Genomic DNA, 20,422 nt, shown 5'->3' with positions numbered 1-20,422 from the left:
TGCGGCGAGGGTGCTTCTGATCGTTCGTCCGGTGGCTTGGTTATCGCCACCGTCGAACACACTACCGAACCGTGCGATGTCGTGCGGCGTTTTGACGCCGGTTCGCCTGGCGGCGAATCGGCTACCCCTGTCCTGATCCGCAGGGGTCCGATTCCTCCCTCGCCTGAAGGCGGGGGTCTCCTCGGAGGCATGTGATGAAAGCATCACGTCTTGTCGTGGCCGTCACCGTGACGGGCTCGCTCCTGCTGGCCGCCTGCGGCGGCGGGGGCGGCTCGGGCGGCGGCGGCACGGCGGGGGACGACCGCGCGCCGAAGGCCTACGACGTCAACGCGCAGCCGCGCGACAAGGTAAAGGACGGCGGCACGCTGCGGTGGGGCATCAACGAGTTCCCCGCGCAGTGGAACAGGAACCACGTCGACGGCAACCTGGCGATGGCCGCCGTGGTCAGCAACGCGCTGCTGCCCTCGCCGTTCCTGTCCGACGAGAAGGCCGAGATCACGGTCAACGACAACTACGTGATCGACGCGAGGGTGACCGAGCGGCGGCCCGAGCAGGTGGTCACGTACACGCTGAACCCCAAGGCCAGGTGGTCCGACGGGCGGCCGATCACGTGGGCCGACTACCAGGCGCAGTGGCGGGCGCTGAACGGGCGCGATCCTGACTTCCGCATCGCCTCGTCCACCGGCTATCAGGACATCGGGAAGGTGGCGCGGGGCAGGAACGACTTCGAGGTGGTGGTGACGTTCGAGCGGCCCTTCGGGGACTGGCAGTCGCTCTTCTCGCCGTTGCTGCCCGCCGCCGCCAACCGCACGCCCGAGTCCTTCAACAACGCCTGGCTGAACAAGATCCCGGTGTCGGCGGGTCCGTTCAAGTTCGGCGGATTCGACCAGACGGCCAAGACGATCACGCTGGTACGTGACGAGGCCTGGTGGGGTGACCGGGCCAAGCTCGACAAGATCATCTACCGGGCGTCGGAGCAGGACGCGCTGATCGGGGCGTTCGGCAACGGCGAGCTCGACATCGTCGACCTCGGCCCGTCCGCCCCGGATCTCGCCCGCGCCAGGGCCGCCCAGGGCGCGCAGGTGCGGCAGGCGGCCGGCCCCGACTTCCGGCACTTCACCTTCAACGGGTCGAGCGAGCTGCTCAAGAACCGCAATGTGCGGCTGGCCGTGCAGCTCGGCATCGACCGCCAGGCCATCGTCCGGTCCGACCTGCAAGGGCTGGACTGGCCGATCGCGCTGCTGAACAACCACTTCTTCATGAACACGCAGGAGGGCTACCGGGACAACGCCGGCAGCCTGGGCGTGTACAACCCGGAACGGGCCAGGAAGCTGCTGGACGCGGCCGGCTGGAAGCTCGCGGGCGGCACGGTCAGGCAGAAGGACGGCAAGCCCCTCGACCTGCGCTTCGTGGTGCCGTCGGGGGTGCAGCTCAGCAAGTCGGAAGGCGAGCTGGCGCAGAGCATGCTGGCACAGATCGGCGTGAAACTGACCATCAAGTCCGTGCCCAGCGACGACTTCTTCAGCAAGTACGTGATCCCCGGGAACTTCGACATCACGCCGTTCGCCTACATCGGCACACCGTTCCCGGTCTCGAGCAGCTACGGCATCTACGCGAACGCGCCCGACGGGAAGACCTGGAACGCGAACTTCGGGCGCGTCGGGTCGGCGGCGGTCGACGAGGCCATGAGCCGGGCCGCCCAGAGCCTGGACCCGGTGCAGGCCCGCAAGGAGACCAACACGGCGGACCGGCTGATCTGGGAACTGGTGACCGTGCTGCCGCTCTACCAGCGGCCGCAGATCGTCGCGACCCGGCAGACGCTGGCCAACGTGGGGGCGCGCGGCTTCTACGACCTCCGCTACGAGGACATCGGTTTCATGCGCTGACGCGACCGGCCGGCCCGCTCGCCCCGCACCGCCGCCGGCGGAGGCCGTCAGGTGGGCGCGCCGGTCGTGACGCGGTCGACGATGCCCTTGGTGCCTTCCTGGCGTGCGCAGTGGGCGCAGCAGTACCAGTGCTCGCCCGACTGGACGCCGTGTCCGATGACCTTCGTGCCGCAGTGCTCGCATTTGGGCGCCATCGCCTCGATCGCGCACTCGAAGCAGTCGAAGGTGTGCACGGCCCCTTGCGCGCGCACCTCGAACGCCATGTCGTAGTCGTTGCCGCAGGTCTCGCAGACGGCCATGGTGATCCCCTTTGCACTGAATCCGCAGTTCGTGGGTCTCCTTACCCCAAACGGCGGCCGTATTCCGGCCGTCCGTCACGGCCCGCGCGACACGAAGCGGCCTATCAGCGGCAGGCCGAGCAGCCCGAGAGCCGCCAGCGCGGCGGGCAGGCCGAGCCAGCCGCTGAGCCCGGCGACCAGCAGAGGGCTGACCACGAACCCGGTGTACGAGATCGTCGACACCCACCACACCAGCGTCCCACCGGCGTCGTCGGCGGCGGCGCGGCTGAGCAGGGCGGGCACCATCGGGCCGAGCGCCAGCCCGGTCAGCGCGAACCCGGCCATGGAGACCGGCACGCTGCCGCCCAGGCCGGCCAGCGCGATGCCCGCGCCGCCGCCTGCCCCCGCCACCAGGTGCAGCGCCCTGAGCGGCGTCCTGGGCAGCGCCTGCACGATGAGCCGCCCGACGGTCAACGCCGCCATGTAGACCGCGGGCGCGGCGCTGGCCGTCAGCGGGGACGCCCCGCGGTGCTCCTCCAGCAGCAGCACCGACCACTGCTCGACCGAGTTCTCGATGGTCAGCACGCAGGCGGCCAGCGCTCCCAGCAGCAGCGCGGCCCCCACGAGGCTGCGCCGGTCGATCTCGGAGGAGGTGACCGGCAGACCGCGCCCCAGCGGCAGCGCGAGCAGCGTCAGCGAGGCGGCGATCACGATCAGCCCGATCGCCACGAGTACCGCGCCGGCGCTGAGACCGAGCGAGCGGGCCAGCCCGGTGGCCGGCGCGGCGGCGATGACCGCGACGGGGAAGGCGGCGTGCACGGGCTGGAAGAGCCGGCGCCCGCTCTCGCGCTCGGCCCGCCCCGTGGCCAGGTTGAGCGCGACGTCGAGCGCGCCGCTCGCCGCGCCGACCAGCAGAAGCGCGAGAGCCAGCTGCCAGGCCGTGCCCGCCAGCCCGATGCCGGCCACGCTCAGCGCGAACAGCACGGTGAACCCCATCAGGGCCGCCCGCTCGCGCCCGCGCGCGAGCCTGCCGGCCAGCGCCATCGCGGGCAGCGCCCCCACGGGTACGGCGCTCAGCGCCAGCCCCAGGTCGCTCGCCGACAGCCCCAGCTCAAGCTTGACGGCGGGCAGCAGGACCGACCACGAGCCCCAGAACACACCCCACACCGCGCAGACCGCGATCAGCGGCATGATGACCAGCACCCCTTGAAATTTTGGTCAGTCACAGTAAAGATCGACGATGTCCTTATTGCCGTCTGCCGAGAGGGCACACGTGCTCATCCGCACGGTCATCGCGGCCGCCCTGGCCGCCGCCGGAATCGCCGCCATTCCCTCCGCCGCCTACGCCGGATCGGCCGCCTACACCCCCGAGCGCGTCTGCGGCCCCGGCTTCCACCGGGTCAAGGACGGCCACCGCGCGATGAAGACCCGCGCAGGAGCGGTGTTCGGGCACGTTTATCTGATGTATAGCAAGCGCAGCGGCAAGAACTGCGTCGCCGCCATCAAGACGGCGTACAAGGGCGCACGCACGGTGACCGGCGCCCACCTCGAGGTCCGGGGCGGCGGCCGGAGCGAGGACGTGCAGAAATACCGCTACTACGCCGAGACGGGCCACATCGACGGGGCCTGGAAGTGCGTGCGGTACTCCGGCTGGACCCGCGACTCCAGCAACCGCGTCGAGGCCTGGGGCGGGCGCAAGGCCTGGGGTAACTGCAAAGGTTAGACACGCCACCGTCTTCTGTGCGTCTTCCGCGCGGCGGAGAGGCTCCTGCACGGCAGCGAGCTGCCTTCGTGCCGGTCAGGCTGCGTGCCGGCGCTGCGGGTACTGTGTCAACAGCTGCGGGTACTGTGTGGAGATGCACAGCCGCGACCTGAAGAAGGCCGGCGAAAGCGACGAGCGTCCATGGCCGGTGGCGGCCTGGCGCGAGGCCATCGTCCGCACCCCGGCAGAGCGCGCCGCGCTCGAGCCGGCGGAAGAGGCGGGCGCCTGAGACCGGATCGGGGTCGCCGCGTGGTTCACACCGGGCACCTGAGACACCCTTTCTGTGGGGAAATGCATTGAGCCGATCAGTGAGCCCCGGCTAGGTTGGCGCGCATGGCGGGTGACAAGCGCCCGGCATGCCGCCGTCAAGCGGCGCGGCGCATCGTCGCAGGAGACAGGACACGCGCTTCAGAGAGGGGGAAGTTTATGAAACGCGTGAGAGTCACGAAGTCGACCGCCAAACGGCGCCCGCGGCCGGCGGTGGAGCTGGACCTGCGCTCGCCTGCGGGTCGCACGCTTCCCTACTGAGCTGCTCCTTACGCCGAATTTACGGGCGTTTCTGTAGACAGAGATAACAAGGACATCACGGGGGGCTCACGATGACGAGGCTTGTGGTGGTGCCGCCACACATCGCCAGGCACAAGGTCCGCTATATCCGCACAGCGGACCGCCGCAAGCCACCCGCCGACCCCAAGGTGATCGACCTGCGGGCCTACACCGGCAGAAACGTGATCCGTTTCCCCGGCGGCCCCACCTCCGCCGCCTGACGGCCCTCCCGCGGCTCCGGCGTCAGCCGTACAACTTCTCGGCGTAGGCCTTGCCGTAGTACGTCTCCAGCTCTTCCACGCTCTCCTCGACCACCTGCACCTCCTTGACCAGCCTGGCGTGCGAGGGCAGGACGTCGGGGTGCCAGGTGTCGGGTTTCCACAGCGCGGAGCGCAGGAACGACTTGGCGCAGTGGAAGAAGATCTGCTCGATCTCCACCACGAGCGCGAGGTGCGGCCGGTGGCCCTTGACGATCAGTTCGCCGAAGAACGGGGCATCGCGGACGAGCCTGGCCCGGCCGTTGATGCGCAGCGTCTCGTTGCGGCCGGGAATGAGGAAGATCAACCCCACATTAGGATTTTTCAGGACGTTGCGGAATCCGTCCGCCCGGCGATTCCCCGGGCGGTCGGGGATGGCGATCGTGGTGTCGTCGATGACGTGCACGAACCCGGCGGGGTCGCCCTTGGGCGAGACGTCACAGGCGCCCTTGTCGTCCGACGTGGCGATCAGGCAGAACGGCGAGGCCGCCAGCCAGTCGCGGTCGCGCTGGTGGAGGCGTACGCGCTCCTTGGTCGCGGCCCTCGGCATCACCTCGCCGAGGATCTCGCGCAGCTCGTCCTCGGACCCGATCTCCGCCCAGCTCATCTGATCTCCCTTCGAGGGTTTCCCCTATTTTGTCAGGGAATCGGGCCGAGCCTCCTGTGAGCTTGCCCGCAGAACGAGCTCCGCACTGGGGACTTCAACCGGGTGGCCGGGGCCGGCCGCGGTGGGACAGGGGGCGCGGCCCCGGCGCGGTGTCGTTACTCGACGCGCAACGCGGTCCAGTGGGACGGCCTGCCTTCGTACATCGCGTCGTTGCAGTTGCAGTTGCCGCAGCCAGGGATCATGTCCGGTCCTTTCCTCGCCTTGCCGGATGAGGTCTCGTACCCGGAGTGACGGACGCGTACGCTGGCGTGCCTGCCAGAGTTCCGGACCCCCCGGGCCACACCACCACACCGCTACCAGCGCCGGGCGTGCGCCATCGCCGCCAGGTACGCATCGCGCTCGGCCGCGAACCGGGCGGGGTCCATGCCCTGCCGCTCGGCCCGCAGGTGCAGCATGGTCAGCTCGGTCGCCGCCTGCTGGTAGTCGCTCATGGCCCGGCCGTGCCCCGCCCTCCTGGCCCACTTGCGCGCCTCCTTACGGCCGGGCAGCGTGCTGAGCATCCTGACGTCGGCCTCGGTGACCAGCCCGGTCGGCCCGTAGCCGGGCAGGTAGGCGCCCATCTTGGCGACGAGGTGACGGCGCTCGGAGACGGTCACGGCGATCAGGGCGATCAGCGCCACCATGATCACCAGGTAGGCCAGGCCCAGCCAGGCCAGCGATCCGGTGGTGGCGGCGCCGTTCCAGAGGGCGTGCAGGAAGACGGCGGCCAGGTAACCCAGCGGGATCGCGGCGTACCTTCCCGCGGTGCGCCGGGTGAGCGCGTACGCGACCCCCACACCGATCATGGAGGTGTAGACCGGGTGGCCGAGCGGGTCGATCAGGCCCCGCACGACGAACAACTGCACCGCACCGCCGGCGCCGTCCTCCGCGAACGCCAGCAGGTAGTAGCCGACGTTCTCCACGGCGGCGAAGCCGAGGCCGGCCATGGAGGCGTACACGATGCCGTCGGTCAGGCCGTCGATCTCCCTGCGCCTGCGCAGGAGCAGGAGCAGCGCCGAGCCCTTGAGCGCCTCCTCGATCACCGGGGCGAGCACGACGGCGCCCACGTCGTCGACGACCGCGGCGCCGAACCCGGCCCGGACGAACAGCTGCTGCCCCACGAGCGTCAGCGCGATGCCCAGCACGATCGCCAGCCCCGCACCCCACGCGAACGCGAACGCGAGGCTGAGCTTGGGTTCGGGCTCCAGCCGGTCGAGGGAGAGCACGGCGGCGAGCAACACCGGCAGCGGCGCCACGGCCAGCAGCGCGGCCAGGCCGAAGCCGACGGGACCGCCCGACACCAGCATGACCGCCAGCACGAGCAGCGCCAGCACACCAGAGACGACCAGGCCGATCAGCAGGGCCTTGCTGGGGCGCTGGGAGAGGATGCTCTGGGGCGGAGCTGTCATCGTGGTGCCTCACTTCCCGTTCGGTCCGCCCACTATGCGGGCCACGCATTTACAGGCGCTCAACGGTCACTTGATTCGCGGTAATAGGGGTCGGCCACGACGGGCTCGCCGTCGGTGTACGAATACACCTCCCGGCCGGATATGAACACCCTCCGCGCCCGGCTCATGACGTCCAGCGGGTCACCGGACCAGATGACCACGTCGCCGTCGAGCCCGGGGCGCAGGGAGCCGACCCGGTCGTCGAGGCCCATGATCCTGGCCGGGTTCACGGTGATCGACCGCAGCGCCTCGGCCGGGTCCATCCCCTCCTTGACCGCGAGCGTGGCCTGGTGGACGAGGAAGTGGATGGGCACGACGGGGTGGTCGGTGGTGATGGCCACCTCGACGCCCGCCCGTGCCAGGATGCCGGGGTTGCGCAGCGAGCGCTGCCGCAGCTCGACCTTCGACCGGCTGGTGAACAGCGGGCCGATGATGACCGGAACGTTCCTGGCGGCGAGGGTGTCGGCCAGCAGGTGACCTTCGGTGCCGTGATTGATCACGACCCGGTGGCCGAACTCCGCCGCCAGCCTGAGCGCCGTGGCGATGTCGTCGGCCCGGTGCGTGTGCTGGCACCACGGCAGCTCGCCGTCCAGCACGCGGACGAGGATCTCCAGCGTGCCGTCGCGGTCGAACGGCTTGCCCTCCGCCTCCGCGGCCGCCCGCCTGGCCCGGTAGTCCTGCGCCTTCATGAACGCGTCGCGGATCACCGCGGCCACGCCCTGCCGGGTGGAGGGCAGCTTCTTCTGGTCGCCGTACACGCGCTTGGGGTTCTCGCCCAGAGCGCTTTTGACGCTCACCGGCTCCCTGATCAGCATCTCGTCCACGCTTCTGCCCCAGCACTTCACGGCGACCGTCTGCCCGCCGATCGGGTTGCCGGAGCCCGGCTTGATCACCGCCGTGGTCACACCGCCCGACAGCGCGTCGCCGAAGGCCAGGTCGGCGGGGTTGATGGCGTCGAGGGCACGCAGGCGGGCGCCGTTCGGGTCGGTCATCTCGTTGGTGTCCTGACCGGCCCAGCCCTCGGCCTCCTCGTACACACCGAGGTGGCCGTGGGCCTCGACGAAGCCGGGCAGCACCCAGCCGCCGCCCGCGTCCACCACGGCAGCGCCCTCCGGCACGGCCACGTCCCGGCCGACCGCGGTGATCTTCCCGTCCTCGATGAGCACGGTGCCGCCGTCGATGGGGTCTCCGTCGACTGGAACGACAAATCCGCTGATGATGGCGAGTTTCATGACCCGTAACTTACAGGCGGGCGGGTAGGGGCTCTGAATGACGATCTCCGACCTGTACAGGCGATGGCTGCTCGAGATGTGGAACGGCGACTTCGAACTCGCCCACGAACTGGTCACCCCCGGCTTCACCGGCCACTGGCCGGGCATGGAGGTGTCGGGGCCGGGCGAGCTGGTCGAGGTGCTCAAGCAGGGGTACGCCCCCTTCGACGACGTCGAGGTCACGCTCGACGTCGGCCCGATCCCGGACGGCGACCTGGTGGCGGCCAGGTGGACGTTCACCGGCACATACCGGGGCGGCATCCCCGGCGCGACCGTGGCCGAGGGGACCAGGGTGGCCTTCAGCGGCCATGACATCCTGCGGGCCGAGGGCGGCCGGTTCGCCGAATACTGGGTGATCTCGGACGCCCAGACCTTCAGCAGGGAACTGGGGATAGGCTGACATATCTCTTCATGTCGGTGCACTTCAGGTCGTGCACGCGTACGTACAGGATGGTGCATGTCACAGGAGTACGCGCCCGAGGCGGGCCCCCCACCCCGCTCGCTGAGTGACGGCGAGCTGTCCCAGCTGCTGAGCGGGCAGCGATTCGGGGCGCTGGCCACCAACGAGAGCAGCGGCCACCCGCACATGTCCACCGTTCAGTACACGTGGGATCCCCGGCAGCGCGTCGTGCGCATCTCCACCATGGCCGAGCGGCTCAAGGTCAGGCACCTGCACAAGGACCCGCACGGCGCCCTCTACGTGGCCAGCGACGACTTCGCCTCCTACGCCGTGGCCGAGGGCGAGGCGGAGCTGTCGCCGGTGACCACCGATCCGGGCGACGAGGTGAGCCTGGAACTCCTGGCCATGCAGCAGCACGTCGACGACCCCACCGCCTTTCTGCGCCAGATGGCCGATGACCGGCGGCTGGTGATCAGGCTCAGGGTGTCGCACCTGTACGGGACCGCTCTGGCCAGGCCCGCCGGATAGCGCGGCGCCGGTTGTAGGCCACCGACGCGATCACGACCAGGACGAGCGCCAGGTCGACGGCCGCCGACCAGCGCATGGCCGCGACGTGGCGCCCGCCCTCCGCGACGGCGAAGAAGAGCGCGCCGATCACGGCCACGCCGCCCGCGCCCGCGAACTGCTGAGCGGTGCTCAGCGCCCCCGACCCGATGCCGGCCTGGTGGGGCTCGACCTCGACCAGCGCCGCCCCGATGAGTTGCGGCAGCACCAGGCCGTTGCCGGCGCCGACGAGCATGAGCGCGACCAGCACGTACGGCAGCCCTTGACCGGCCGCCACCAGGAGCAGGACCAGCCCGAGCGCGACCACCAGGCCGCCCGCGATGACCACGATCAGCCCGCGCCTCCTGACCAGCCGGACCCCGAGCAACGAGGTGAGCGTGAACATCGCGCCCATCGGCGCGAAGGCCAGGCCCGCCTCGAACGCCGTGAGCCCCAGCCCGGTCTGGAGCAGCAACGTCAGTGTGAACATGAACGAGGCGAAGTACGCCATGAAGGCGACGATCGACCCGACGCCCGCCAGGTAGGAGTGGACCCTGAGCAGCGCCAGGTCGAGCACCGGCTGCCCGCCGCGCGCCCCGAGCACCCGCAACCAGCGCCAGGTCAGCGCGAACACCGGGACGCTCGCCACCATGCACGCCCAGGTCCAGAGGGGCCAGCCCAGGCTGTTGCCGAGGCCCAGGGGCACCAGCAGCAACGCCACCCCGGCCGCCAGTCCGGCCGCGCCCGGCACGTCGAGCCGGGATCGACGTCGCGTCTCCACCTCCGGGAGCAGCCGCCAGGCCAGCGGCACGACGACCAGGCCGACGGGCAGGTTGACGAGGAAGACCGCCCGCCAGCCGAGCCCGAGCACGTCGGCCGTCAGCAGCAGGCCGCCCAGGACCTGGCCGGCGATCGAGCCGAGGCCGCCGGTCGCGCCGTACCAGCCGATGGCGCGTGCCCGCTGGCCCGGCGGATAGACGGCGGAGATCGTGGCCAGCACCTGCGGCACCATGGCGGCGCCCGCCAGCCCCTGCAGCAGGCGGGCGGCGACGAGCTGGGCCGGGGTCTGCGCGATCCCGCCCAGCAGCGACGCCACCGTGAAGGCGGCCACTCCCCAGGCGAACACGCGCCGGTAGCCGTAGCGGTCGCCGAGCCGCCCGCCGGTGATCATTCCGGCCGCGTACGTGAAGGCGTAGCCGGCCACGATCAGCTCCAGGGCCGCGGGGCCGGCGCTCAGGTCACGTTCGAGGGAGGGGGCGGCCACGTTCACCACGAAGAAGTCGAACTGCGCCATGAACCACGCCGACAGAAGAACGGCCAACGCCCCGCGATAATGCACATTTCAGGTTAAAGGGTCATGAACTTCGACGCTGCGGCAGGTTTGCGTGTCGGATGCTCACCGCCGGGGCACCGCAGGGCTACTCTGCACTCAACTGCACGTCATGCGATCTTGTGACCGTCGAGTCGTAGGCCTCTCCCCAGCAGAGGAGACCCATGTCCAGACGACTCGCCCTCATCATCGCGACCACCCTCGCCGCCCTGACCGCGCTCACCGGGACCGCGCCCGCGGCGATCGGCCGGCCGGTCGTCAACGTCGCCCACCGGGGCGCGTCCGCGTACACCGGCCGGCCGGTCGTCAACGTCGCCCACCGGGGCGCGTCCGCGTACGCCCCCGAGAACACGATCGCCGCCTTCGAGCTCGCGGACGACCAGCGGGCCGACATGTTCGAGCTGGACGTCCAGGAGACCAAGGACCACCGGCTGGTCCTCATGCACGACACCACCCTGACCCGCACCACCGACGCCGAGGAGGTCTTCCCCGGCCTGTCGCCGTGGAACGTCGGCGACCTCACCCTCTCCCAGATCCGCGAACTCGACGCCGGCTCGTGGCTCTCCGGCGAGCACGCAGGCGAGCCGGTGCCCACACTCGGCGAGGCGCTGCGCACGATGAGCGGCTCGGGCATGGGCCTTCTCCTTGAGGTCAAGGCCCCCGACCGGTACCCCGGCATCGAGGCCCGCATCGCCGCCGAGCTGCGGCGCAACCCCCGCTGGCTGGCACCGGGACGGCTGGTCGTGCAGTCGTTCGACTGGGATTCGATGCGGAAGTTCCACCGGCTCCTGCCCGGCGTGCCGATCGGGCTGCTCGGCACGCCGGCGACCGCGGAGCTGCCCTCGCTGGCCACGTTCGCCGACCAGATCAACCCGCCGTACACCACGCTCACGTCCGCGTACGTCCGGCGCGTGCACGGGCTCGGCATGGAGGTCCTCACCTACACGGTCGACGACCCGGACGACATGCGCCGGATGATCTCGTACGGGGTGGACGGCATCATCACCAACAAACCCGACGTCCTACGGGACCTGACCGACGCCTGACTCCCCAGCCCCGACCTTCCGTGCCCGACCGCCTGTCCTTGCCCGGCTCCGGACCCCGACACGGCCCGGGCTTCCGGGCGTTCGGGCGTTCGGGATGGCGTCGCAAGGAGCCCGGTCTGTGGCGGTGGCAGCCGGACGCCAGTCGGGCGACAAGCGGCACTTCCGGCCAGGAGCCGGTCACCGTGGTCAACCTGGATGGGCCCCGGCCAGGCGGTCGAGGATCTCGGCGAGGATGGGCTCGGTGGTGGCGAAGTTGAGCCGTACGTGGCCCGCGCCGCCGGGGCCGAAGTCCGCGCCTTCGTTCAGCCGTACGCCGGCCTCGCGCTCGAAGACCTCGGCCAGGCCCGGCCTGCCGACGCGCAGCCAGGCCAGGTACGTCGCCTCCGGCACCCGGTAGCCGAACGTCTCCGGCAGGCGGGCCGCGATCGTGTGCCGGTTGCGGTCGAGCAGGGCGAGGGTCCGTTCCAGCCAGGCGTCCCCGTGCCGCCACGCCGCGACCGTGGCCTCGACGCCGAACACGTTCGCGGAGCCGTACACGAAGGGCGGCTGCGCCTCCAGCGCCCTGCGGGCGCCCGGGTGACCGAGGTGGGCGACCGAGCAGCGGATGCCGCCCAGGTTGAACGCCTTCGTCGCGGACGTGAGCGTAACGGTTCGGTCGGGGAGGATCGTGGCGAACGGGATGTGGCGCTGCGGCTCGTACACGAGGTCGGCATGGATCTCGTCGGCGAGGACCAGCAGATCGTGGCGCTCGGCGTGCTCGGCCAACTCGGTCAGCTCCGCGCGGGTGAAGGCCCTGCCGGTCGGATTGTGCGGGTTGACCAGGAGGAGCACCCGGCAGCCCGTCAGGTCGGGCACCTCGAAACGCCACGAGTCGCCGTCGGGTTCCATCTGGATGGGGCGGAGGGGGCGTTCCATGACGTCCAGCGTCGACAGGAACGGGTGGTAGGCGGGGGTGTGCAGCGCGACGCCGTCGCCCGGCTCGGTGCAGGTGTGGAGGAACACCTGGAGCGCCTGGTTGAGGTCGTTGAACGAGCGTACGAGCGCGGGGTCGGCCGCCCAGCCGTATTTGCCCGCCATACGCTCGGCGAACGCCTCGGCCAGCGGCCCCGCGCAGGGATCGGTCAGCCAGGCCGGATAGCCGAGGTCGCCGCCTGCCCGGCGCCGCAGCGCCTCGATCACCTCGGGTGCAGTGGGAAGGTCCATGTCGGCGATCCAGGCGGGGATCACCCCCGGTTCAACCGCCGCCCATTTCAAACCGTCGTGTGTGGCTTTGACCCCTTCAGGGGTATATGCGTAATCCACCCACCCATTTTAGGATTCTCGAATGTTGATAAGGTGCTGCCGCCGGTTGTGGCAGGCTGGGCGGCCATGATGCCCCACTCGAAGATCGATGCCATTGTCGAGACCTACCTGTCGATCGCCGACATGGAGGCGCCCGGCTTGGTGGAGGGGCTCTACCTCGAGGGCTCGGCGGCCCTGGGCGACTACCGGCCGAGCACGAGCGACGTGGACTTCATCGCCGTCACGGCCGCCGCCCCACCCGAAGACGTGCTGGAGCGCATCCACACCCGGCTCGGCGCCCACCCTTTCGACGGTGTCTACCTCACGTGGGACGACCTGCGGCGCGGCCCCGACGGTCTGGGCACCCGTCCGCAGGCGCAGCACGGCAGGCTCAACCGCCGGGGCGCGCTCAACCCGATCACCTGGCACACGCTGGCACAACACGGGCTGACCTGCCGCGGACCCAAACCGGACGAGTTCGAGATCTGGAACGATCCTGACGCGCTGGCGGCCTGGACCGACGACAACCTCGACCGCTACTGGCGACGCCTGGTGAGCCGGGCCTCCCGGCTGGCCACGCCCTGGGGCCTGATCTGCCTGGGCGGATACGGCACGCTGTGGGTCGTCACGGGCGTCGCGCGGCTGCACTACACGCTGGCGACCGGCGACATCACCTCCAAGACGGAGGCCGGACGGTACGCGTTGGAGGCGTTCCCCGAGCGCTGGCACCGCGTGGTGAACGAGGCGCTGCGCGTGCGCGAGGAGGACACCGCGGCACCGACGCTCGGCAGCCTGACCTCGGGGCTGGGTGACCATTTCGGCGCTCCCCGGCAGTCGCTCTACGGCTCTCCGTTCGAGCGCAGGAAGGACGTGCTGGGCTTCGCCGGGCAGGCGATCACGTCCGCGCACGCGTTGTACGCCGCCCGCTGACAATGGCGACAACCCCGGGGGTGACGGGCGGTGTCATCCCCGTGGCAGGTGTGCTGGTGGCGCGCGCCGTCATCGCGGCGCGTGCGGTTGGACGCGCGCCTGGTCACCCCGTCGGGTCAGAGCCGCCGGAGAACCGCCACGACCTTGCCCAGGACGCTGGCCTCGTCACCGGGAATGGGCTCGTAGTTGGAGTTGTGGGGGACGAGCCAGACATGGCCGTCCTTGCGCTTGAAGGTCTTGACGGTGGCCTCGCCCTCGATCATCGCGGCCACGATGTCGCCGCTCTCCGCCACCGGCTGCTGGCGGACGACCACCCAGTCGCCGTCGGCGATGGCCGCGTCGATCATCGAGTCACCGGTGACCTGGAGGAGGAAGAGGGTGCCCTCGCCGACGAGCTGCTTGGGCAGGGCGAAGACGTCTTCGACGCTCTCCTCGGCCAGGATCGGCCCACCGGCGGCGATGCGCCCGACGAGCGGCACGTAGGCGGCCGTGGGGCGGCTCACCGTGGACTCGACGTCGGGGGCGGCGTCAGGATCGACCCACATCACGGGCTCACCGGGCAGCCGCACCTCGAGCGCGCGGGGCCGGTGCGGGTCACGCCTCAGATAGCCCTTGCGCTGCAACGCCGTCAACTGGTGAGACACGCTGGAGGTGCTGGTCAGCTGCACCGCCTCGCCGATCTCGCGCATGGAGGGCGGATATCCGCGCTGTTGCACCGAGTCGCGGATCACTTCGAGGATCTTGCGCTGCCTGGGGGTCAGGCCCAGGGAATCTCGCCGTCGCACCGCGAGGTCGCTGACCCCGTTGGTGTCATCCCGCTCGGTCATGCTCTTCCTCCTCGCCTGGCGGCCCGCCTCACCGGCGAACCTCCCAGTCCGTGGTCTTGATGTCGCACACAGCGACCGTATCTCTGTTGAAGATCATCTTCAAACAATTGTTCGAGTCTTCCTCGAAATTACCGCGTGCGTGGTGTACAACATCGTACGGGAGTTCGATCGACATCGTGTTCGATTTGCTGATCTTTATTTGGCCTTTTCCTCGGGCCACACGGCAGGAGGTCATCCATGCGAACACCCACGAACATGGACACGACCAGCGAAGACGTCCAACAGCTCACACTCATCGCCGATGCCACGCAGAGTAAGGATCGACGGGGAGACAATACGCGTACACAGCCCGTCGCCAGGGGTAATTCCGGCAAGAGGTTGGTGTCCCGTTCGAATGGCGGAGGAAGATCCCATTTGCGCCTCGTCCCGCCGCCCCGCACGGGCGAGGCAACCAACCGCGCCGTGCCACCGGGCCGGTCCGCCACCGACGGCGACCCGACCGTCTCCACCCGACGACGCGCCGCGAACGCGGGCCCCGGCGCGGGACCGAGCGGCAGGGAAAGGCGGGCCTCCGCCGCGGGCCCTCGACGGATGGGGGCCCCGAAGCGGTCCGGACGGCCGTGGGGTCGCCGAGCGGCGGAGCGGCGGCAGCGGCGAACCCCCGCCACGTTGCGCCGCCGGACCACCCCGCCGCTACGGCTGACCCGGCGCGGGCGGGTCGTGCTGGTGGCGGCGGCCGCGCTGCTGTCGCTGAGCGGGTTCTGGCTCGGCACGCGCACCGCCGGGCACGCCGCCGTCCACGTCATGGTGCCGGCCCACGCGGGGCTGCCGTGGGTGGAGGTCCACGAGGGAGACACGCTGTGGGCGATCGCCGACGCCCTCTCCCGTGGCGAGGATCCCGCAGCCCTGGTGGAGGAGATCAAGCGGCTGAACGGCCTGCCCGACTCCCTCATCCGCCCCGGCGCCCGCCTGTACATCCCGAAGGACGACGCCACCGCCTTACGCTGACCACCTCCGGTAGCGTTGTGAGGATCGTTCACGGATGAGCCCCCGCACCGCTCCTGTGACACCCTCAACTGCGCGAACGCCCGTCCGGAGGCGCGACACGCCCGAGGCAGAAGAGGATGGCGGGCTGATCAGCGACTTCGGTGGGATGGAGTGGCTCAACTTGCGTTCATGGTCGCACGCTTCTACGGTTGGACCACAACATCTAGTAGTTACACCGATGTAGGTTCACCACACCTTGTGGTTATGCCACCGTTCCGTGGTCAGCCATGGAGCGTGCGCGAGCGTCCCCTCGTGCGGGTTCGGGTTCGTGGTGAAGCAGGGGCCTTGGAGGCGAAAGCGTGCACTGCCCGTTCTGTCGCCACCCTGACACCAGGGTCATCGACAGCCGTTCGACGGACGACGGTGCGGCCATCAGGCGCCGGCGCACCTGTCCCGAGTGCGGGCGCAGGTTCACCACGCAGGAGACCGTACTGCTCATGGTGAGCAAGCGCAGCGGCGTGACGGAGCCGTTCTCGCGGGAGAAGGTCGTCGCAGGCGTGCGGCGCGCCTGCCAGGGCAGACCCGTCAGCGAGGACTCGCTGGCGCAGCTCGGGCAGCGGGTGGAGGAGGCCATCAGGGCCAAGGGCGCGGCCGAGATCCCCTCCAACGAGGTGGGCCTGGCGATCCTCGGCCCGCTGCGGGAGCTCGACGAGGTGGCCTACCTGCGTTTCGCATCGGTATATCGCGGTTTCGAGAGCCTGGCGGACTTCGAGGCCGAGATCTCACAGTTGAAGGCGGAGAAGGGGGAGTCATGACGGAGACGGCCAGCGGTTCAGTGGCGCGCGGGGGCAAGCGTCCGCGTAAGGGACTGAAGATGAAGCGCATCTTCACCAAGCCCGGTGTGCACCCGTATGACGAGATCCAGTGGGAGCGCCGCGACGTCGTCATGACCAACTGGCGCGACGGCTCGGTCAACTTCGAGCAGCGGGGTGTCGAATTCCCCGAGTTCTGGTCGGTCAACGCGGCCAACATCGTGACCACGAAATACTTCCGCGGCGCGGTGGGCACCCCGCAGCGCGAGTGGAGCCTGAAGCAGTTGATCGACCGGGTCGTCGGCGTCTACACGAGGACGGGCATCGAGCACGGCTACTTCGCCGGCGACGAGGACGCCGAGATCTTCGACCACGAGCTGAAGCACGCGCTCGCGCACCAGGTGTTCGCGTTCAACTCGCCGGTCTGGTTCAACGTCGGCACCCAGTCGCCGCAGCAAGTGTCGGCGTGTTTCATCCTCTCCGTGGACGACCAGATGGAGTCGATCCTGGAGTGGTACAAAGAAGAGGGTGTGATCTTCAAGGGCGGCTCGGGCTCCGGGGTCAACCTGTCCCGCATCCGTTCCTCCAAGGAACTGCTCTCCAGCGGCGGCACGGCCAGCGGCCCGGTGTCGTTCATGCGCGGCGCCGACGCGTCCGCGGGGACGATCAAGTCCGGTGGCGCGACCCGCAGGGCCGCCAAGATGGTGGTGCTCGACGTCGACCACCCCGACATCGAGGAATTCATCGAGACCAAGGCGCGCGAGGAGGACAAAGTCCGCGCGCTGCGCGACGCCGGGTTCGACATGGATCTGGGCGGCAAGGACATCGTCTCCGTGCAGTACCAGAACGCCAACAACTCGGTGCGCGTCTCCGACGAGTTCATGCGGGCGGTGGAGAAGGGCGGCGACTTCGGCCTGCGTGCCCGCCTGACCGGTGAGGTCATCGAGAAGGTCGACGCCAGAGACCTCTTCCGCAAGATGGCCAAGGCCGCCTGGGAGTGCGCCGACCCCGGCCTGCAGTACGACGACACGATCAACGACTGGCACACCACCCCGGAAACCGGACGCATCACCGCAAGCAATCCCTGCTCGGAATACGTGCACCTGGACAACTCGTCCTGCAATCTGGCCAGCATCAACCTGCTGAAGTTCCTGAAGGACGACAACTCCTTCAACATCGCCGACTTCGTCAAGCTGACCGAGCTGATCATCACGGCGATGGACATCTCGATCTCGTTCGCCGACTTCCCGACCGAGAAGATCGCCGAGACCACCCGCGCCTACCGGCAGCTCGGCATCGGCTACGCCAACCTGGGCGCGCTGCTGATGGCCACCGGGCACGCCTACGACTCCGACGGCGGCCGGGCGGTGGCCGGGGCGATCACGTCGCTGATGACCGGCGTGTCCTACCGGCGCAGCGCCGAACTGGCGGGCGTGGTGGGGCCGTACGACGGATATGCCAGGAACGCCGAGCCGCACAAGCGGGTCATGCGCAAGCACGCGGCGGCCAACGACGACCTGCGCACGGTCGGCTCCATGGACGCGAAGATCCACTCCGAGGCTTCGCGCCAGTGGTCGGAGTGCCTCAAGCTGGGCGAGAAGCACGGCTACCGCAACGCCCAGGCATCCTTGCTGGCCCCTACCGGCTGCCTCACCGGCGACACACTGATCACCACTGACCGTGGCCTCGTCCGCCTCGCCGAGATCGGTGATGTGTACGGCGATCGCTGGCAGGATCTCGACATGACGGTCTCCACCGATGAGGGGCCGCGTCAGGCGACGAAGTTCTTCGTCAACGGCGAGGAGCCCACCCGTCGGATCACCACCGCGGGCGGTTACCGCATTCAGGGCACCCTCACCCACCGGGTGAAGGTCGTGGACCAGATGACCGGCGCGTGGGCCTGGAAGCGCATGGCCGATCTCCGCGAGGGCGATGTGCTGCCCATGCAGTTGTCCACCCTGGTCGGCGAACCGCGCGAGGTTCCGCTTCCGGTCCTGGACCAGGCTCACTACACGGGTGACAGGAACGTCCGGGTGCCTGGCACCGTGTCGGAGGAGCTGGCCGAGCTGGTCGGCTATTTCATGGGCGACGGCAGCCTGCACAGTAAGGGCATCAGGCTCTGCGTCGCCGATGCCGACCTCGACGTCGTGGAGCGGCTTCGGATCATCTCGAAGAGTCTCTTCGATCTGGAGCCCGTGGTCACGCAGCAGGAGGGCTACCACGAGGTCGTCCTCCAGTCCGTCCGGCTGGCTCGCTGGTGGAAGGCTTCCGGTTTCGCCAAGAGCCTGCCGAGGGCCGGCCACACGGGCAAGGGCTGGATTCCTCAGGTCCCCTCGGCGATTCTCGAGACCAACGACACGGTCGTCTACGCGGCCTTCCTCCGTGGCCTGTTCGAGGCCGACGGCACTGTCGCCGACGGCGTGCCCAGCGTCAGCACCTCGTCGGAGTCGTTCGCGAGCGAGATCCGCACGTTGCTGCTCTCGATCGGCCTGATCACCACCACCAGGACGACCACCAGCGGTTTCGGTGGCGACATCTTCCAGGTACGCCTCCGCAACGTCGATCACGCGATGGCCTTCGACGAGGTGATCGGCTTCCTCGGCGAGCGTAAGGCCCGCGCGATGGCGTTCACGGAACCGGAGCGGTCGGCCAAGAGAGACTACGTCTATCTGCCGCGTGAGGTTTGGGAAGAGCTCGCGCCGAAGGGGCACAAGTCCCGCGACGCGATCCTGCAGTCGGTTCGCAAGAGCGGGGGCGTGGCGCGCATGGCGGCTCGGCTGCTCTTCACGGAGACGTTCGACCGGCGACTGGCAAAAGCTCTCGGATATGCCTTCGAGGTTGTCGAGGCCAACGAGGACGGCGGCGTTCAGCCCACGTACGACCTTTCCGTCCCGGAAAACGTCACCTACGTCGCCAACGGCATGGTCAGCCACAACACCATCGGCCTCATGATGGACTGCGACACGACGGGCATCGAGCCGGACCTGGCGCTGGTCAAGTTCAAGAAGCTGGTCGGCGGTGGTTCCATGCAGATCGTCAACCAGACGATCCCGCGGGCGCTCAAGCAGCTCGGCTACCAGCAGGAGCAGATCGAGGCCATCGTCGAGTACATCGCCGAGCACAGTCACGTCGTCGACGCGCCCGGCCTGCGCCGGGAGCACTACGAGGTGTTCGACTGCGCGATGGGTGAGCGGGCGATCGCGCCCATGGGTCACGTGCGGATGATGGCGGCCACCCAGCCGTTCCTGTCCGGCGCCATCTCGAAGACGGTCAACCTGCCCGAGTCGGCCACGATCGACGACATCGAGCAGGTCTACACGGAGGGCTGGCGCCTCGGCCTCAAGGCCCTGGCCGTCTACCGCGACAACTGCAAGGTCGGCCAGCCGCTGTCGGCGGGCAACGGCTCCAAGAAGGAGGAGCCGCAGGCGGAGCCCGAGGTCAAGGTCGTCGAGGTCAACCGGCCGACCCGCCGGCGCATGCCCAACCAGCGGCCGAGCATGACCACCCGGTTCACCGTGGGCGGCGCCAAGGGCTACATGACCGCCTCCTCCTACCCTGACGACGGGCTCGGCGAGGTCTTCCTCAAGATGTCCAAGCAGGGTTCGACGCTGGCGGGCGTCATGGACGCGTTCTCCGTGGCGATCTCCATCGGGCTCCAGTACGGAGTGCCGCTGGAGACGTACATGAGCAAGTTCGTGAACATGCGGTTCGAGCCGGCCGGCATGACGGACGACCCGGACATCCGGATGGCCACGTCGGTGATGGACTACATCTTCCGCCGCCTGGCGCTCGACCACCTGCCCTATGAGGAGCGGGCGGCCCTGGGCATCTTCTCGGCGGCCGAGCGGGCGGCGCAGCAGCGGGGCGAGGACCCCGCGGCGCTGCAGGAGCCGGTCGACCGCGAGGCGCTGGCCCAGTCGGCGCCCATCGAGACCCGGCCCAAGGCGGAGCAGCCGGTCGCCGAGCTGACGCTGGAGAGCCACCAGCGCTTCACCGCGGACGCGCCGCTCTGCATGACCTGCGGCACCAAGATGCGCCCGGCCGGCAGCTGCTACGTCTGCGAGGGCTGCGGCTCGACCAGCGGCTGCAGCTGACCCGCGGCCGGCGGGTGGCCGTTGAGATGGATCACCGGTGGGGAGGGGCCGTACGGCTCCTCCCCACCGGTGTGCGGG

19 protein-coding genes are annotated in these 20,422 nt (G+C 69.5%); 11 read left to right on the top strand and 8 right to left on the bottom strand.

Annotated elements, in window-relative coordinates; all coding sequences use genetic code 11:
• The first annotated feature begins 194 nt into the window (after positions 1–194).
• The gene (locus ABGA98_RS09730; RefSeq protein WP_347617861.1) at positions 195–1,886 is read left to right on the top strand and encodes an ABC transporter family substrate-binding protein; all 1,692 of its coding nucleotides are present in this window, start codon (positions 195–197) and stop codon (positions 1,884–1,886) included.
• 47 nt (positions 1,887–1,933) lie between these two features.
• Here the strand turns inward: ABGA98_RS09730 and ABGA98_RS09725 are convergent, their stop codons facing one another.
• Both ABGA98_RS09725 and ABGA98_RS09720 read right to left on the bottom strand, forming a co-directional pair.
• A complete protein-coding gene (locus tag ABGA98_RS09725) occupies positions 1,934–2,185 on the bottom strand; it encodes a hypothetical protein (RefSeq protein ID WP_347617860.1) in 252 nt (83 codons plus the stop codon).
• A 75-nt stretch (positions 2,186–2,260) separates the two neighbouring features.
• The gene (locus ABGA98_RS09720; protein ID WP_347617859.1) at positions 2,261–3,367 is read right to left on the bottom strand and encodes an MFS transporter; all 1,107 of its coding nucleotides are present in this window, start codon (positions 3,365–3,367) and stop codon (positions 2,261–2,263) included.
• 46 nt (positions 3,368–3,413) lie between these two features.
• Here ABGA98_RS09720 and ABGA98_RS09715 point away from each other — a divergent pair, with 46 nt between their 5' ends.
• From ABGA98_RS09715 to ABGA98_RS09705, 3 genes are all read left to right on the top strand, one after another.
• Positions 3,414–3,887 (top strand): hypothetical protein, encoded by a 474-nt coding sequence (locus ABGA98_RS09715; RefSeq protein WP_347617858.1) that lies wholly within the window; start codon positions 3,414–3,416, stop codon positions 3,885–3,887.
• 133 nt (positions 3,888–4,020) lie between these two features.
• On the top strand, positions 4,021–4,155 hold the full coding sequence (locus tag ABGA98_RS09710) for a carboxymuconolactone decarboxylase family protein (RefSeq protein WP_347617857.1): 135 nt from the start codon (positions 4,021–4,023) through the stop codon (positions 4,153–4,155).
• Positions 4,156–4,525: 370 nt separating this feature from the next.
• Positions 4,526–4,693, top strand: coding sequence for a hypothetical protein (locus ABGA98_RS09705; protein WP_347617856.1), 168 nt, complete (start codon positions 4,526–4,528; stop codon positions 4,691–4,693).
• Positions 4,694–4,715: 22 nt separating this feature from the next.
• Here ABGA98_RS09705 and ABGA98_RS09700 read toward each other — a convergent pair whose 3' ends face one another.
• From ABGA98_RS09700 to ABGA98_RS09690, 3 genes are all read right to left on the bottom strand, one after another.
• Positions 4,716–5,336, bottom strand: coding sequence for a pyridoxamine 5'-phosphate oxidase family protein (locus ABGA98_RS09700; RefSeq protein WP_347617855.1), 621 nt, complete (start codon positions 5,334–5,336; stop codon positions 4,716–4,718).
• Positions 5,337–5,689: 353 nt separating this feature from the next.
• Positions 5,690–6,784: a PrsW family intramembrane metalloprotease gene (locus ABGA98_RS09695; protein WP_347617854.1), complete on the bottom strand. Its 1,095-nt coding sequence runs from the start codon at positions 6,782–6,784 to the stop codon at positions 5,690–5,692.
• Between the two features lie 59 nt (positions 6,785–6,843).
• Positions 6,844–8,055 (bottom strand): amidohydrolase, encoded by a 1,212-nt coding sequence (locus tag ABGA98_RS09690; RefSeq protein ID WP_347617853.1) that lies wholly within the window; start codon positions 8,053–8,055, stop codon positions 6,844–6,846.
• Between the two features lie 37 nt (positions 8,056–8,092).
• Between ABGA98_RS09690 and ABGA98_RS09685 the strand changes: the two genes are divergently transcribed.
• Positions 8,093–8,494, top strand: coding sequence for an ester cyclase (locus ABGA98_RS09685; protein ID WP_347617852.1), 402 nt, complete (start codon positions 8,093–8,095; stop codon positions 8,492–8,494).
• 57 nt (positions 8,495–8,551) lie between these two features.
• Entirely contained in the window at positions 8,552–9,022 is a 471-nt protein-coding gene (locus tag ABGA98_RS09680; RefSeq protein WP_347617851.1) for a TIGR03618 family F420-dependent PPOX class oxidoreductase, read from the top strand.
• Here the strand turns inward: ABGA98_RS09680 and ABGA98_RS09675 are convergent.
• Positions 8,973–10,358, bottom strand: coding sequence for an MFS transporter (locus tag ABGA98_RS09675; RefSeq protein ID WP_347617850.1), 1,386 nt, complete (start codon positions 10,356–10,358; stop codon positions 8,973–8,975). The two genes, ABGA98_RS09680 and ABGA98_RS09675, sit on opposite strands and share 50 nt — an antisense overlap.
• A gap of 173 nt (positions 10,359–10,531) precedes the next feature.
• Between ABGA98_RS09675 and ABGA98_RS09670 the strand changes: the two genes are divergently transcribed.
• Positions 10,532–11,413: a glycerophosphodiester phosphodiesterase family protein gene (locus ABGA98_RS09670; protein ID WP_347617849.1), complete on the top strand. Its 882-nt coding sequence runs from the start codon at positions 10,532–10,534 to the stop codon at positions 11,411–11,413.
• Between the two features lie 186 nt (positions 11,414–11,599).
• Here ABGA98_RS09670 and ABGA98_RS09665 read toward each other — a convergent pair whose 3' ends face one another.
• Complete coding sequence (locus ABGA98_RS09665) at positions 11,600–12,616, bottom strand: aminotransferase class I/II-fold pyridoxal phosphate-dependent enzyme (protein WP_347617848.1); 1,017 nt, start codon at positions 12,614–12,616, stop codon at positions 11,600–11,602.
• A 165-nt stretch (positions 12,617–12,781) separates the two neighbouring features.
• Here ABGA98_RS09665 and ABGA98_RS09660 point away from each other — a divergent pair, with 165 nt between their 5' ends.
• Positions 12,782–13,624, top strand: a complete 843-nt coding sequence (locus tag ABGA98_RS09660; RefSeq protein ID WP_347617847.1) for an aminoglycoside adenylyltransferase domain-containing protein — start codon at positions 12,782–12,784, stop codon at positions 13,622–13,624.
• Between the two features lie 116 nt (positions 13,625–13,740).
• On the opposite strand, the gene lexA is transcribed toward ABGA98_RS09660, so the two are convergent.
• On the bottom strand, positions 13,741–14,451 hold the full coding sequence (gene lexA / locus ABGA98_RS09655; protein ID WP_347617846.1) for a transcriptional repressor LexA: 711 nt from the start codon (positions 14,449–14,451) through the stop codon (positions 13,741–13,743).
• A 669-nt stretch (positions 14,452–15,120) separates the two neighbouring features.
• Between lexA and ABGA98_RS09650 the strand changes: the two genes are divergently transcribed.
• The 3 genes from ABGA98_RS09650 (at position 15,121) to ABGA98_RS09640 (ending at position 20,344) form a co-directional block, all read left to right on the top strand.
• Positions 15,121–15,459, top strand: coding sequence for a LysM peptidoglycan-binding domain-containing protein (locus ABGA98_RS09650; protein WP_347617845.1), 339 nt, complete (start codon positions 15,121–15,123; stop codon positions 15,457–15,459).
• 338 nt (positions 15,460–15,797) lie between these two features.
• On the top strand, positions 15,798–16,253 hold the full coding sequence (gene nrdR / locus ABGA98_RS09645; RefSeq protein WP_347617844.1) for a transcriptional regulator NrdR: 456 nt from the start codon (positions 15,798–15,800) through the stop codon (positions 16,251–16,253).
• Positions 16,250–20,344 (top strand): vitamin B12-dependent ribonucleotide reductase, encoded by a 4,095-nt coding sequence (locus ABGA98_RS09640; protein WP_347617843.1) that lies wholly within the window; start codon positions 16,250–16,252, stop codon positions 20,342–20,344. Before nrdR ends, ABGA98_RS09640 begins: the two co-directional genes overlap by 4 nt.
• Positions 20,345–20,422: the final 78 nt, after the last annotated feature.

Origin of the sequence: Nonomuraea sp. B1E8 (assembly GCF_039871515.1) — a bacterium.
Lineage (GTDB): Bacteria > Actinomycetota > Actinomycetes > Streptosporangiales > Streptosporangiaceae > Nonomuraea.
Note: the sequence above shows the minus strand (reverse complement) of the source record. Positions and strands in the feature narration are given on the sequence as shown.

Coding starts and splice junctions, on each gene's coding strand:
- ABGA98_RS09730 (WP_347617861.1), top strand. CDS start 195: ATGAAAGCATCACGTCTTGTCGTGGCCGTCACCGTGACGGGCTCGCTC.
- ABGA98_RS09725 (WP_347617860.1), bottom strand. CDS start 2,185: ATGGCCGTCTGCGAGACCTGCGGCAACGACTACGACATGGCGTTCGAG.
- ABGA98_RS09710 (WP_347617857.1), top strand. CDS start 4,021: ATGCACAGCCGCGACCTGAAGAAGGCCGGCGAAAGCGACGAGCGTCCA.
- ABGA98_RS09705 (WP_347617856.1), top strand. CDS start 4,526: ATGACGAGGCTTGTGGTGGTGCCGCCACACATCGCCAGGCACAAGGTC.
- ABGA98_RS09700 (WP_347617855.1), bottom strand. CDS start 5,336: ATGAGCTGGGCGGAGATCGGGTCCGAGGACGAGCTGCGCGAGATCCTC.
- ABGA98_RS09695 (WP_347617854.1), bottom strand. CDS start 6,784: ATGACAGCTCCGCCCCAGAGCATCCTCTCCCAGCGCCCCAGCAAGGCC.
- ABGA98_RS09690 (WP_347617853.1), bottom strand. CDS start 8,055: ATGAAACTCGCCATCATCAGCGGATTTGTCGTTCCAGTCGACGGAGAC.
- ABGA98_RS09685 (WP_347617852.1), top strand. CDS start 8,093: ATGACGATCTCCGACCTGTACAGGCGATGGCTGCTCGAGATGTGGAAC.
- ABGA98_RS09680 (WP_347617851.1), top strand. CDS start 8,552: ATGTCACAGGAGTACGCGCCCGAGGCGGGCCCCCCACCCCGCTCGCTG.
- ABGA98_RS09670 (WP_347617849.1), top strand. CDS start 10,532: ATGTCCAGACGACTCGCCCTCATCATCGCGACCACCCTCGCCGCCCTG.
- ABGA98_RS09665 (WP_347617848.1), bottom strand. CDS start 12,616: ATGGACCTTCCCACTGCACCCGAGGTGATCGAGGCGCTGCGGCGCCGG.
- ABGA98_RS09660 (WP_347617847.1), top strand. CDS start 12,782: ATGATGCCCCACTCGAAGATCGATGCCATTGTCGAGACCTACCTGTCG.
- lexA (WP_347617846.1), bottom strand. CDS start 14,451: ATGACCGAGCGGGATGACACCAACGGGGTCAGCGACCTCGCGGTGCGA.
- ABGA98_RS09640 (WP_347617843.1), top strand. CDS start 16,250: ATGACGGAGACGGCCAGCGGTTCAGTGGCGCGCGGGGGCAAGCGTCCG.